Raw genomic sequence first — 13,432 nt, forward strand, 5'->3', positions numbered from 1 at the left:
GTCCTCGGGGTGGGAGTGGTTCAGCGGGATGGAACGGAAGGAGCGTGCAGGGTGTCGCCCAGCGTCCGCAGCTGCAGCGCGGCACGCAGGGTGGGCAGGTCGGCGCGGCTGCGCACGGCCAGTTCGCGGGTTTCGCCGGGCAGCAGGTCGAAGGCGTTGTCTTCCGGCTCGGCGGCGACGTCGCCGAAGTCGATCCACGCCGCGCGCACGAGGCCGCGTGCCTGCAACCGCAGGCGATAGCGGTCGCCATCGGCGCGCAGTTCGGCCTGCAGCTGGCCGGCGGCCAGCGCCTGTTCCTTCGCCGGCACGAAATGCACCAGCCGCCGCGCCAGCACCGTGCCGTCGTGCAGCAGCTCGAACACGGCCACGCTGCGCGCCGGGTCGTGGCCCTTGAGCAGGTCGGCATCGACGAAGCGCGCCACGTCGGTCACGCCCATCGGCGACAGGGTGACGGTTTCCTGCTGGCGCGCGGACTCGCGGCCATCGACGTCCATCACCCGCACGCGCCACTGCGCGGTGATCGCGTCGCGGCCATCGTTGAGCAGGCTGAAGCGGGTAACGCCGTCATCGTCGCGCAGTGCCGCCACCGCCACCCCGGCGAAGAAGCGGCGCGCATGAAAGTGCAGCGCCTTCCAGTTGCCGTAATAGTCGAGGCTCGACCACGACGCGCCCGGCCACACGTCGTTGAGCTGCCAGTACAGCGAGCCCATGGTGTACGGACGCGAGGCACGGTGGTGCAGCGCGGCCAGCTCGATGCCCTCGGCCTGCATCACCTGGCTCAGATAGACGAAATCGGGGAAGGAGCGCGGCGTGCCGTATTCGCGCTCGATGTAGTGCAGCAGGCGTTCGTTGCCCTTGCCGGCCATGAACTTCTGGTGGGCGCGGATCACCGGGCCGTCGATGGCCTGCTCGTCGCGCGCGGCGAACGCATCCACGGTGGAAAGCCGCGGCCATGCCTGCAGGCCGTATTCGGACATGAAGCGCGGCGTCTCGCGCAGGTAGGCGGTCGCCGGCAGCGCCGGGCCGCCCCACACGTCCCAGTAGTGCTTGTCGCCGCGCCGGGAGTCGTTGGCCTTCGCGTCGAGGTCATTGCCCGGCGAGCTGGACCAGTACGGCACGCCCAGCCCTTCTTCGGCCACCACCTGCCGCAGGTCGTTGCCGAACAGGTCGACGTAGCCCTGCCACACCTGCGCGGCGAACGCGGGGTCGGCCTCGGCCAGCTGCTTGCCGTGGCCCCAGTCCTTCCACGCGGTTTCTTCCTCGTTGTTGCCGCACCACAGCACGATGCTGGGGTGGTGGCGCAGGCGGCGGACGTTGTCGCGCGCCTCGGCCACCACGCTGGCGCGGAACGCCGGGTCGTAACCGGGCTGCATGCCGCCGCCGAACATGAAGTCCTGCCAGACCAGCAGCCCCAGTTCGTCGGCGATGTCGAAGAAATCGTCGCTCTCGTAGTAGCCGCCGCCCCAGTTGCGCAGCATGTTCATGTTGGCGTCGCGCGCGGCCTGCAGGTCGCGGCGCAGGCGCTCGCGGGTGACCCGTGCCGGGAACGCATCGAACGGGATCACGTTGGCGCCCTTGGCGAACACCGGCACGCCGTTGATGACGAAGGCGAAACCCTGCCCGCCCTCGGCGTCGGCGTCGCGCTGCAACTGCACCGTGCGCAGGCCGGTGCGCCGGGTGACGGCATCCGCACCCTGCACGCTGGCGCGCACCGTGTAGCGGTCCTGCACGCCATAGCCCACCGGCCACCAGCGGCGCGGCTGCGCGATTTCCAGCGGCAGCTGCACGCGGTTGTCGCCGGGCCGCAACGCCACCTCGCGTTCGACGGCGGCAACGCGCTTGCCGTCCGGGTCGAACGCTTCCACGGTCACGCGGGCGCTGCCGGCGGCTTCCCCCTGCTCCACCTGCAGCTGCGCGGTCAGTGCGGCGCGCTGGTCGTCGAGCACGTCGGTGCGCACCGCCAGATCGGTGATGCGGCGCGCATCCCAGCTGTCCAGACGCACCTCGCGCCACACGCCGGCGGTGACGTAGCGCGGCCCCCAGTCCCAGCCGAAGTGGTAGGCCGGCTTGCGCGCGAAGTTGCCGACCATCGCGTCGGCGGGCTCGTCGCCATAGGGCGAGGGATAGTTGCCGGCGATCCTGTGCGGCATCGCCTGCACCTGCGGCAACAGGGTACGGATCGGCGAGCGGAACACGATGCGCAGCTCGTTGCCCTGCGCGCGCAGGCGGCCATCGACGCGCGCACGCCAGCTGCGGTGCGCGTTGTCGGCCCGCAGCAGCGGCTGGCCGTTGAGGCTGACCTCGGCGAAGGTGTCCAGCCCGTCGAAGCGCAGCTCGGCATGGCGACGGGCCAGCGTCGCCGCATCGACGTCGAAGCGCGCGCGGTATTCCCAGTCAGCCAGGCCGATCCATTGCAGCCCGGCTTCGGCCGCGCCGACGTAGGGGTCGCCGATCACGCCGGCCGCCAGCAGGTCGGTGTGCACGCTGCCGGGCACCTGCGCCGGCCGCCACGCGTCCAGCCCGGGATGCGCCTGCGACTGCGCATCGCCCGGCAGCAGGCGGAAGCTCCATTGCGCCGGCAGCGGCGCGGCCAGCGCGATGCCGGCAAGCGCGCACAGGGCGAGCAGCAGTACATATCGCCAGAAGACCCGGGCTTGCATCGATCCAAATCGAATGCGTCTGTGCTGCACGTTGTTTGTCTCCTGCCCTGTCATTCCCCGCGAAGGCGGGATTCGCCATTTGACGGACGAGCGTTCGCCCGTTGCCGCCGTCTCGTGCCCCCTCCCTTTCGCCGCAGGCAAAGGGGAGGAGCAAAGCTCAGCCCACCACGTTCAACACTTCGTGACAGGCGCCCATCGTGTGGTAGTCGGTCTTGCCGGCCGGGCTCTTCTCGTCGTCGTACTTGCGGTTGTCGGCGTCGAGGATGCGGAACCATGCACCGTATTGGTGATCGACGAGATGCTTCCACGAATACGCCCACAGCTTTTCGTACCACTGCCAGTACGCGTCGTCGCCGGTGCGGTGGGCGAGCAGCGCGGCAGCGGCCAGCGACTCGGCCTGCACCCAGAAATACTTGTCGTCGTCGCAGACGAAGCTGTCGCCGCCGATGGCCGCACCGTGCATGCCCGGCTGGCGCCGCGCTTCCGGCGCGAAGCCGTAGTACAGGCCGCCGCGCGCCTCGTCCCACGAACGCGCGACCGCCGTGTCGAACAGGTGGCGCGCGGTCGGCAGCAGCCAGTCGGCCGCGACGTGGCGGTCGAGGATCATCAGCAGTTTGGCCCATTCGGTCTGGTGGCCGGGCTGGAAGCCCCACGGCCGGAACAGGTGCTTCGGGTTGTCGAGGTTGTAGTCCCAGTCGATGTTCCAGTCGCTGTCGTAGTGTTCCCACACCAGTCCGCCGGCCTTGGCCGCCTGCCGGCGGGTCATGTTGTCGGCCAGTTGCAATGCGCGTTGCAGGTAGCGTTGCTCGCCACTGGCCTCGAACGCGGCCAGCATCGCCTCGCACATGTGCATGTTGGCGTTCTGGCCGCGGTAGCCGGTGAAGTTCCAGTGCGCGTCGGCCTCGTCGCGGTACAGGCCGTGCTGCGGTTCCCAGAAGTGCTTCTCCAGTAGTTGCCAGGTCTCGTCCATCCACTCGCGCCCCTGCTCGATGCCGGCCTTGAGCGCGCAGCTGTAGGCCAGCAGCACGAAGGCCACGCCGTAGCAGTGGTTCATGTCGTCCTCGACCTGCCCATCGCGCAGCGTCCACGCGTAGCCGCCGGTGGCCGGGTTGCGGTGCACCTCGCGCAGGTAGCGCAGGCCGTGCTTCACCGCGTCCAGATACTCGGCATTGCCGAACGCGCGCCAGGCCATCGCGTAGTTGAAGACGAAGCGGGTGCTGCTGACCAGGTGGCGATGGCCGGCGTCGTACACCGTGCCGTCGTCCTTGTAGTAGTGGAAGAAGCCGCCGGCCGGGTCGATGCAGCGCGGGTGGTAGAAGGCCATCGTGTCGGCGACGTGCGCGCGCAGGAAGGCGGGCGAACGGAAATCGGGAGCGTTCATGCGGTGGCCTCTTGTTGGCTCAGCAGTCGTTGTACTTCGTCCAGCGTGGGCATCGCGGCGAAGGCGCCCTTGCGGGTGACCGCCAGCGCGCCCACCGCCGCGGCGAAGCGCAGGGTGTCGTTGATCGCCACCGGGTCGTGGCAGAAGGCGGCGAAGGCGGCGCCGGTGCCGCCGCGCTCGGCCAGCCCGTACAGCACGCCGCCGACGAAGGCGTCGCCGGCCGCAGTGGTATCGGCCACCGGCACGCGGAAGCTCGGCACCTCGCCGTTAGCGTCGCGGGTATGCCAGCGCAGCGGCGCGGCGCCGTCGGTGACCACCACCCAGCGCGCCTGCGCGGCCAGCAACCGGCGCAGCACCTGCGCCTGGCCGTCGCTGCCCAGCGGCCGTGCCAGGTAGTCCAGTTCCTCGTGCGAGAGCTTGACCAGGTCGGCGCGTTCCAGTGCCTGCCACAGCCGCGGCGTCGGGTCGGTGCCGGCCGGCCACAGCGCCGGGCGCAGGTTGAGGTCGAGGCTGACCACCGCGCCGGCGGCGCGGGCGCGGTCCATGCCGGCGAAGGTGGCCGCGGCGATCTCCGGCTCGGTCAGGCTGTTGGAGCAGACGTGGAAGCAGCCGGTGCCGTCGAAGCAGGCCGGCTGGAAGTGCTCGGCGCGGAACAGCAGGTCCGCCGCCGGCGGCCGGTAAAAGCTGAAGCTGCGCTCGCCGGCGGCGTCCAGCGCGACGAAGGCCAGCGCGGTCTTGGCTGCGTCGGTGCGGACGATGCAGTCGGTGAGCACCCCGGCCTCGGCCAGGCTGTCGGCGAGGAAGTCGCCGAACATGTCGCGCCCCAGCATGCCGGCGAAATGGCTGCGCGCGCCCAGCCGCGCCACCGCCACCGCGACGTTGGCCGGGGCGCCGCCGGCGTACTGCAGGAAGGCGCGCGGCGTTTCCGGCGTGGCCGGCGGCTGCGCCAGTAGATCGATCAAAATTTCGCCGAAACAAACGATCTTGCCCATCTGGACTCAGCCCCCCTGGCTGCTGCCGCTGGCGGCACGCGCGCCGACCATGCCGTAGAAGATGATGTAGCCGTAGCACAGCAACGGCAGAATGAAACTGGCCTGCACGCCGATGCGATCGGCCAGCTGGCCCTGCAGGTACGGCACCACCGCGCCGCCGACGATGGCCATGATCAGCAGGCTCGACCCCTTGTTGGTCAGCGGCCCCAGCCGCTCGATGCCGAGCGCGAAGATGGTCGGGAACATGATCGAGTTGAACAGGCCGATCGCCACCACCGAATACAGAGCGGTACCGCCCGTGTTGGTCATGGTCAGCGCCAGCAGGCCGACGTTGACCAGCGCGAAGATCGCCAGCAGCCGGCTCGGCGAGAAGCGGGCCAGCAGCGCCGAGCCGGCGAAGCGGCCGATCATCGCCATCGTCCAGTACGCCGACACGTAGCCGGTGGCCTCCTGCTCGCTGAAGCCGCCGATGTCGGGCATCGACAGGTAGTTGACCAGGAAACTGCCGATCGACACTTCCGCGCCGACGTAGAAGAAGATGCCGAGCACGCCGAGCAGCAGGTGGCGGTGGCGCAGCGCGTCGGCATAGGTATGCCGCGCATGGTCGGCCCGTTCGCTGCTTTCGCTCAGGGTCGGCAGGCGGAACAGGAACACGAACAGCGCCAGCAGGAACAGCGCGACCGCCAGCCCGAGGTACGGCCCCTGCACCGACTGCGCCTCGGCCGCGCGGTAGGCCGCCTGCTCGGCCAGCGGCAGCGCGGCGATGTCGTCGGCGCCCTTGACCGTGTTGCCGAGGATCAGCAGGCCGCCGAAGATCGGCGCGATCGCCGTACCCAGCGAATTGAGCGCCTGCGCCAGCGTCAGCCGGCTGGAGCTGGTGCGCTCCGGCCCCAGCAGCGCCACGTAGGGGTTGGCCGCCACCTGCAGCACGGTGATGCCGGTGGCCAGCACGAACAATGCGGCGAGGAAGGCCGGGTATTCGCGCAGCGCCGCCGCCGGCCAGAAGCCGAGCGCGCCGATGCCGGCGATCACCAGCCCGGCGACGATGCCCTGCTTGTAGCCCAGCCGCGCCACCAGCCGCCCAGCCGGCAGCGACATCAGGAAGTAGGTGCCGAAGAAGGTGAACTGCACCAGCATCGCGCGCGCGTAGTTCAGCTCGAACACCGCCTTCAGGTGCGGGATCAGGATGTCGTTGAGGCAGGTCAGGAAGCCCCACATGAAGAAGATGCTGGTGACCACCGCCAGCGCGGCGCGCGGCGTGATCGGCGGCGCGGCCGCGGCGGACAGGGGTGGAACGGGAGTGGGAGTGGCAGGCATGCGCTACGGACCTCGGGATGCGTGGGAAGGAAACGGGCTCACGTGCGCGGGCTGCCGCTGCTTTCGCGGATGCACAGCGATACCGGCGCGATGGTGCGCACCGCGGGGGCGTCGGGCTTGTCCACGCGCTGCAGCAGCAGCGTGGCGGCCTGGCGGCCGCGCTCGCGTGGCGCCACCGACAGCGTGGTCAGGGTGGGCATGCTGACCGATGCCTCGGGAATGTCGTCGAAGCCGGTGACGGCGAAGCCCTTGCCCGGCTGGATGCCGCGCGAGGCCAGGCCCAGCATCAGCCCCAGCGCCACCGTGTCGTTGTAGCAGACCGCCGCGGTGGGGCTGGCGCCCTCGCCGAACAGCTCGGCGGTGCGCGAGGCCGCTTCCAGCCGGGTCGGCGCCGATTCGATCAGCCACTCCGGCACCACCTCCAGCCCAGCGCGCGCCATCGCGGCCTGGAAGCCGGCGCGACGCTGGCGGCACGAGCTGGAATCGGCATGGCCGCCGAAGAAGGCGATGCGGCGGTGGCCCAGCCCGATCAGGTGCTCGGTCGCCATGCGCGCGCCGCGCTCGTTGTCCAGCGCCAGGAAATCCCAGTCGTCGGCGCCGTCCAGTTCGCGGTTGAACAGCAGCACGTGACCGCGCAGGCCGAGCACCGGGCGCAGCATGGCCGCATCGCTGCCTTCGGCCGGCGACAGGATCACCCCGGCCGGCGAATGCTCCATCAACGAGGACAGCACCGCCTGCTGCCGCTGCGGCGATTCGCCGGTGCTGCCGAGCAGGGTGACGTAGCCGCGCTCGCCCAGCGCCTCGTCCACGCCGGCGGCGAATTCGGCGAAGAACGGGTTGGACAGGTCGTTGATCACCAGCGCCACGCTGGACGAGGTGCGCCGCCGCAGGTTGGCCGCGGCGCGGTTGTAGACATAGTCCTGGCGCTTGAGTTCGGCCTCGACCAGCGCGCGGGTGTCGGCGTGCACCAGCGGGCTGCCGCGCAGCACCAGCGACACCGTCGCCCGCGACACGCCGATGGCGCCGGCGATGTCCGACAAGGTGACGTTGCGGCGCGCGCCATGCTCCTTGCGCGGTGCCTTGGCGGCGGTTGCGGCATTGCCCGCGGAGGCCTTGGTGGCGGGCTTGCGTGGGGAAGAGGGGGACTTTCGGGTCACGACAGGCAGCTCCTGGCAGCCGGCGCACCGGCGCCCTGCTGGATGGGAAGGAAGGCCGGCACGTATCGCGCCGGGGTCCCCGCGCCGACAACTTGCGCGCGGGCTGCAGACGATACGGGATGAAGGCCGGTGCCGACGGACCGGGCACGATGTACGGCCCTGCGTGCCGCGACACGGCACGGCGCACGTTGCGATCCGGCACTGGCGGCAGGCGCGGTCATGCGAGCCGGTCCAGCGCGTCGCGCAGCGCACGCACGCGCGCCGGATCGGTCTGCTGCCAATCCGGCGCGAGCCCGGCCAGCGCCCGGTTGCGGAAGCGCATCGACGAGGCCCGCACGGCCTTGGCCGAGGCATGGAACTCGCGCGCGCCGGTGGCCCGCGCCAGCGCGGCGATATTGCCTGCGTCGATGCCCGCGCCGGGCATCACCGCCAACCGCTCGCCGGCCTGCTGCACGCAGGCGGCCAGCAGCGCCGCGCCCTGCGGCGCGCCGGCCTGCGCGCCGGAACTGAGCACGCGCCGGCAGCCCAGATCGATGATGTTTTCCAGCGCCCGCAGCGGCGCGCGCGCCGCGTCGAACGCGCGGTGGAAGGTGACCGCCAGCGGTCCGGCGGCTGCTACCAGCGCACGGCAGCGCGGCATGTCCACCCCGCCCTCGGCATTGAGCGCGCCGATCACCACGCCGTCGCAACCCAGCCGCACGCACTGCTCGATGTCGTGCAGCATGACCTCGGTTTCGGCATCGTCGTAAAGAAAATCACCCGGACGCGGCCGCACCAGCACGAACAGCGGCAGGCGCACGCGCTCGCGCGCCGAGGCCAGGGTGCCGTACGACGGCGTGGTGCCGCCGTATTCCAGTCCTTCGCACAGCTCCACGCGATCGGCACCGCCTGCCTGCGCGGCCAGCGCCGAGGCCAGCGAACCGGCGGCGATCTCCAGCGTGAAGCGCGCGGCCATGCTCACGCGCCTTCGCCCGGATACACCGCGCCCGAGTCCAGCAGCGCGTCCTGCCGCTGCGCGTCGCAGACCGCATAGACGAAGCCCGGGTGCAGCGCGAACGCGCCGACCTCGCCGTGGCGGTTGATCGCCAGGAAACACACCTGCAGCGACTTGCTCGCCTCCGGGCGCTTGCGCACCACGCGGTCGATGGCCTCGCGGCAGGCGTCCATCGGCGAGTGGCCCTGCCGCATCAGTTCGACGACGAGGAAGCTGGCGGCGTTACGGATCATCTCCTCGCCCACGCCCGAGGCGGTGGCCGCGCCGACCTCGTTGTCCACGTACAGGCCGGCGCCGACGATCGGGCTGTCGCCGACGCGGCCGCGCAGCTTCCATGCCATGCCGCTGGTGGTGCAGGCGCCGGCGAGGTTGCCGCGCTGGTCGATGGCGAGCATGCCAAGGGTGTCGTGGTTCTGGCTGTTGCCGGGAATCAGGCGGCGCTCGGCGTTGATCTGCGGCTGGTAGCGCGAGGTCTTCTTCCACTCTTCCCACGCCTGCACCGCTTCCGGGGTCAGCAGCGATTGTTTCTCGAAGCCCTGTTCGACCGCGAACTGCTGCGCGCCCTGCCCGACCAGCAGCACGTGCGGGGTCTGCTCCATCACGCGCCGCGCGACGCTGACCGGGTGGTCGATGTCTTCCAGCGCGGCGACCGCGCCGCAGCGGCCGTCGCCGTCCATGATGCTGGCGTCCAGGGTCAGCACGCCGTCGCGGTCGGGGTAGCCGCAATGGCCGACGGTGCTGTTGCACAGACCGGTTTCGGCCCAGCGCGCGCCCTGCTCCACCGCGTCCAGCGCGGTGCCGCCCGCGTGCAGCACATTCCATGCGGCCTGGTTGGCGGGCACGCCGAAATCCCATGTGGAGACGACGCGCGCACCGTTGGCGGCGGCGATGACTGGTTGTTTGCTGGTCGCGCTTGCGATGCCCGGCAGCGCCAATGCGCCGCCGGCCAAGGCCATCTGTTGCAGGAATTCGCGTCGGGTGTTCATGGGATGGCTCCAGCTTTACAAAGCCCCTCTCCCTTCGGGGTGAGAGGGACAGTTCGCGAACCACTGGTTCGCTGTTCCTCGAACGCCCTTGCGCTGGCGCAAGGGCCGGGACGCGGAGCGGGGGTTGGGGTGAGGGGCAATGGAGTACGAATGATCAACCATCACGGACTACGTTCGCCCCTCATCCGCCCTTCGGGCACCTTCTCCCGGAGGGAGAAGGGAGCATCCACAGCTCACTGCACCACCGCCGGGCACAACGCCGGCGGGGCATCAGCAACATGCGTTCCCCACCCCTGCGTATCCGGCGCGGCATCCAGCACATAGGCCAGCGTGCCGCCCTGCTGCAAACGGCCCACGTCCACCCACGTCGCCGACTGCGGCCTGCCGTCGAGGCTGGCCGAGCGGATGTAGCGCACGCCGTCGTTGGCGCCCGGCGCACGCACGCTCAGGGTGCGGCCGTTCTCCAGCGCGATGTCGATGCGGTCGAAGCGCGGCGGGTGCAGCAGCATCTGCCCGCTGCCGGGCATCAGCGGTGAGAAGCCCATCGCGCCGAACAGGTACCACGCCGACATGGTGCCGAGGTCGTCGTTGCCGGTGACGCCGTTGGGTGCGTTGGTGAACAGCGTCTGCGCCGCGCGCAGCACGGTGGCGGTCTTCCACGGCTGGCCGATCAGGCTGTACAGCCCCGGCACGTGCATGGTCGGCTCGTTGTTCGGGTTGAAGCGGTACTGGCCGTAGTAGCTGTACGGCCCGGCCACCCACGCCTTGCGCGCTGCGCCATCCGGGTCGGCGAGCAGTTCGTCGTAGGCGAAGAACGCGTCCAGCCGCCTGCCCATCGCCTCGCGCCCGCCCATCGCCTGCGCCAGCGACGGCAGGTCCTGCGGCACCAGCCATTGGTACTGCCAGCTGGTGCCTTCGTGGAAGCCATAGTGCGAGCGCGGGTCGTAGCTGCCGGTGGGCGGGGTGAACCATTCGCCACCTTCCATGCGCGGCCGCGGGAAGCCGGCGAAACCGGTATCGGCCTCGGCGAGGTCGGCATCCCACACCTTGCGCCAGTTGCCGGCGCGCGCACGCAGCGTCGCGGCGGCATCGGCATGGCCGAGCGCGGCGGCCATCGGCGCCAGCGCGCAGTCGGCCAGCGCGTATTCCAGCGTCGCCGAACCACCCTGGTGCGGATCGACGTCCATGCCCTTGGCCGGGAAGGTGCGGTCGTAGAACACGAAGCCGTCCTTCAGGTAGTTGGCGTTGCCGGCGCGGCCCTCGTGGCGCGATTCCAGCGGCGGCACGCCTTCGGCGTTCTTCCACAGCGCCTGCCACGCTTCCTGCTCCATGCCCTGCAGTGCGCCGTAGCGCCACAGGTCGGCGAGGAACGGGGTGACCGGGTCGCCGGTCATCACGTTGCTGTCGAAATCGGCATAGCCCCAGCGCGGCAGCCAGCCGCCCTGCGCGTCGATCGCCAGCAGGCTGCGGCCGATGTCGCGGGCGCGCTGCGGGCGCAGCAGCGCCAGCAGCTGGTTCTGGCTGCGGTAGGTGTCCCACAGCGAGAAATACTCGTGGTAGGTCCAGCCGTCGGCCATATGGATGGCGTTGTCGTAGCCGCGGTAGCGGCCGTCGGCGTCGCTGCCGGTCATCGGTTGCAGCAGGGCGTGGTACAGCGCGGTGTAGAACACGCTGCGCTCGTCCTTGCTGCCGCCATGCACCTTGACGCTGGACAGCTCGCGCGCCCAGTCGGCCTGCGCGCGCTTGCGCATGGCGTCGAAGCCGAGCAGGCGGCCGTTGCCGTCGCTGCCCTCGCGGCGCAGGTTTTCGCGCGCGCCTTCGATGTCCACGTGCGAGATCGCGCTGACCGCGGTGACGCTGCGCCCGTCCTCCAGGTCGAAGCTGAGCCACGCGCCGTTGTACGGGTCGTGCTCGCTTTCCATGCTGAAGCGCGCGCCGGGCGTGCCGCCGGCCTGGCCCCAGACGCCGAACGCCTTGAACGGCCGGTCGAACTCGATGTGGAACCAGGTGGTGTACTGGTGGCCGCCGCAGAAGCTGAGCGTGGTCAGTTGCCCTTCCACCGCGCGGTCGCCGACCACGCGCACCTGGCTGCCGGTGACGCGGTGGCGGTTGTTGGCCTGGCTGACGTTGACCAGCACGTGGCCGCTACCGGCATCGGCGGCGAAGGTGTAGCGCTCGGCGGCGGCGCGGGTGAGCGCGGTGGCCTCGGCGTCGATGCCGCCGTAGTCGGTCAGGCGCACCCTGTAGTAGCCGGCCTGGCCGACCTCGCCATCGTGGGTGTAGCGCGCGCCGTAGCGCTTCTGGTCGAAGCTCTTCGCATCGCCGGTATCGAAATCGCCACCGGGGGCGATGCTGCCGGTCACCGGCAATACCGACACCTGCCCGCCCTGTTCCCAGCAGCCCGCGCCGGAGACGAAGGAGTGGCCGAAGCCGAGGATCTTGTCCTCGTCATAGCGCCAGCCGGCGTAATGCAGGCCAATCGAGCTGACCTGGATCAATCCGAACGGCGCCGACGCACCGGGGAAGGTATTGCCGTCGTCCTGGGTGCCGATGAAGGTGTTGACCTCGCGCTCGGGCGTGGCCGGGGCGGCCTGCGACAGCGGGGCAAGCGACACCGCCAGCAGGCAGGCGGCCGCGGCCAGCGGGCGGCGGAAACGGGAAGCGGTGGCGGACGGCATTCGGCTCACGGGCTGGATTCTCTGGGGCGATGTCGGTGCGGCGATAGGGTGGCCCGGCAATGCCGGGCCGTTGATGGCCGGCCCGCCCTTGCGGGACGGGGAGAGTGCCGGGCACCAGTGAATTTAGATCGATCCAAGTAAAGCATGGCCATTTCGGCCGATGCATTCTGCAACGCAACATCCACGGCCCGGCGCGCCTCTGCCCGCGCCTGATCGCGGCGCTGCCCTTCCGGCAGGATCGGCCGGCCCTTCCCCTTCATCCGGCCTCTCCGGGACCAGCGCCATATTGCGCAGCAACATGCGTCGGCCCCGGCACTGTGTTAAAAATTTCGCACCAATCGTTTAGATCGATCCAAATCAATTCGACGGCGATTGCAGGACAACCACGGGTCGGACCGCCCCTTCGGGGGCAGGCGAAGTACCCGCCTCGTCCGGCTTCAAATTTAGATCGATTCAATACCTTCGTGCAGTTACCGACTTCAATCCAGGAGAGGGAGAGCGGAATGAAACAGATGTCACGCACGCACGGCCGCCATGCGTTGTCCGCGGCCATCACGGCCGCACTGGTCGCCACGGCAATGCTGCCGGCCGGCGCCTTCGCACAGCAGGCCGGCACCCAGAACGCCGACGCCACCACGCTCGACGCGGTCACCGTCACCGGCTATCGCTACGCCATCGAGAAGAGCCTGGACCAGAAGCGCGACGCCAATGCGATCGTTGAGGTGATCAATGCCGAGGACGTCGGCAAGTTCCCCGACAAGAACGTGGCCGACGCGCTGCAGCGCGTGCCGGGCGTGATCGTCACCCGCAGTGGTGGCGAAGGCAAGAACGTCAGCGTGCGCGGCCTGTCCTCGGAGCTGACCCTGACCGAGTTGAACGGCAACTACATCGCCACCGCCGAATCCAACGGCGACCCGACCCGTTCGTTCAACTACACGCTGCTGCCGTCGAACATGCTGGGCAGCGCCGAACTGTTCAAGTCGCCGGAAGCGCGCATCGACGAGGGCGGCATCGGCGGCACGGTGATCCTGCACACCCGCCGTCCGCTGGACATGGAATCCAATACCGGCTTCGTCTCCGTCGAGGGCACCCGGGCCGACACCACCCAAAAGACCGACGGGCAGCTCTCCGCCTCGTACGCCTGGCATGACAAGGACGACCGCTTCGGCGTGTTCGTCGGCTATACCGACCAGAAGCGCACCACCCGCACGATGGGCGCCAGCACCGAGAGCTGGCAGTGGTATGGCCGCGATGAAGGCGGCACCGC

At 70.0% G+C, this 13,432-nt stretch carries 9 protein-coding genes; 1 reads left to right on the plus strand and 8 read right to left on the minus strand.

The annotated features are described in order from the left end of the window. Positions 1-20: 20 nt before the first annotated feature. From MIC98_RS16825 to MIC98_RS16860, 8 genes are all read right to left on the minus strand, one after another. On the minus strand, positions 21-2,660 hold the full coding sequence (locus MIC98_RS16825) for a glycoside hydrolase family 2 protein (protein WP_239734858.1): 2,640 nt from the start codon (positions 2,658-2,660) through the stop codon (positions 21-23). A 157-nt stretch (positions 2,661-2,817) separates the two neighbouring features. Then, complete coding sequence (locus tag MIC98_RS16830) at positions 2,818-4,041, minus strand: AGE family epimerase/isomerase (protein ID WP_239734859.1); 1,224 nt, start codon at positions 4,039-4,041, stop codon at positions 2,818-2,820. After that, the gene (locus MIC98_RS16835) at positions 4,038-5,033 is read right to left on the minus strand and encodes a carbohydrate kinase (protein ID WP_057640207.1); all 996 of its coding nucleotides are present in this window, start codon (positions 5,031-5,033) and stop codon (positions 4,038-4,040) included. The genes MIC98_RS16830 and MIC98_RS16835 overlap by 4 nt, the downstream gene beginning before the upstream one ends. Positions 5,034-5,039: 6 nt before the next feature. Then, positions 5,040-6,350: an L-fucose:H+ symporter permease gene (fucP, locus tag MIC98_RS16840; protein ID WP_239734860.1), complete on the minus strand. Its 1,311-nt coding sequence runs from the start codon at positions 6,348-6,350 to the stop codon at positions 5,040-5,042. A 38-nt stretch (positions 6,351-6,388) separates the two neighbouring features. Next, on the minus strand, positions 6,389-7,390 hold the full coding sequence (locus MIC98_RS16845; protein ID WP_239734863.1) for a LacI family DNA-binding transcriptional regulator: 1,002 nt from the start codon (positions 7,388-7,390) through the stop codon (positions 6,389-6,391). A 334-nt stretch (positions 7,391-7,724) separates the two neighbouring features. Continuing rightward, positions 7,725-8,462: a copper homeostasis protein CutC gene (locus tag MIC98_RS16850; protein WP_239734861.1), complete on the minus strand. Its 738-nt coding sequence runs from the start codon at positions 8,460-8,462 to the stop codon at positions 7,725-7,727. Positions 8,463-8,464: 2 nt separating this feature from the next. Continuing rightward, entirely contained in the window at positions 8,465-9,487 is a 1,023-nt protein-coding gene (locus MIC98_RS16855; RefSeq protein WP_239734862.1) for a N(4)-(beta-N-acetylglucosaminyl)-L-asparaginase, read from the minus strand. 233 nt (positions 9,488-9,720) lie between these two features. After that, on the minus strand, positions 9,721-12,165 hold the full coding sequence (locus MIC98_RS16860; protein ID WP_239734864.1) for a GH92 family glycosyl hydrolase: 2,445 nt from the start codon (positions 12,163-12,165) through the stop codon (positions 9,721-9,723). A gap of 578 nt (positions 12,166-12,743) precedes the next feature. Between MIC98_RS16860 and MIC98_RS16865 the strand changes: the two genes are divergently transcribed. Continuing rightward, positions 12,744-13,432: TonB-dependent receptor plug domain-containing protein (locus MIC98_RS16865; RefSeq protein WP_239738226.1), on the plus strand; the 689-nt coding region annotated here is incomplete at its 3' end.

The sequence above is a fragment of the Stenotrophomonas sp. NLF4-10 genome (assembly GCF_022359915.1).
GTDB classification, from domain to species: domain Bacteria; phylum Pseudomonadota; class Gammaproteobacteria; order Xanthomonadales; family Xanthomonadaceae; genus Stenotrophomonas; species Stenotrophomonas daejeonensis.

Bases quoted from the DNA above. Each gene is read 5' to 3' on its own strand.
- MIC98_RS16835 (WP_057640207.1), bottom strand. From the start codon at position 5,033: ATGGGCAAGATCGTTTGTTTCGGCGAAATTTTGATCGATCTACTGGCG.
- MIC98_RS16855 (WP_239734862.1), bottom strand. From the start codon at position 9,487: ATGAACACCCGACGCGAATTCCTGCAACAGATGGCCTTGGCCGGCGGC.
- fucP (WP_239734860.1), bottom strand. From the start codon at position 6,350: ATGCCTGCCACTCCCACTCCCGTTCCACCCCTGTCCGCCGCGGCCGCG.
- MIC98_RS16850 (WP_239734861.1), bottom strand. From the start codon at position 8,462: ATGGCCGCGCGCTTCACGCTGGAGATCGCCGCCGGTTCGCTGGCCTCG.
- MIC98_RS16830 (WP_239734859.1), bottom strand. From the start codon at position 4,041: ATGAACGCTCCCGATTTCCGTTCGCCCGCCTTCCTGCGCGCGCACGTC.
- MIC98_RS16860 (WP_239734864.1), bottom strand. From the start codon at position 12,165: ATGCCGTCCGCCACCGCTTCCCGTTTCCGCCGCCCGCTGGCCGCGGCC.
- MIC98_RS16825 (WP_239734858.1), bottom strand. From the start codon at position 2,660: ATGCAAGCCCGGGTCTTCTGGCGATATGTACTGCTGCTCGCCCTGTGC.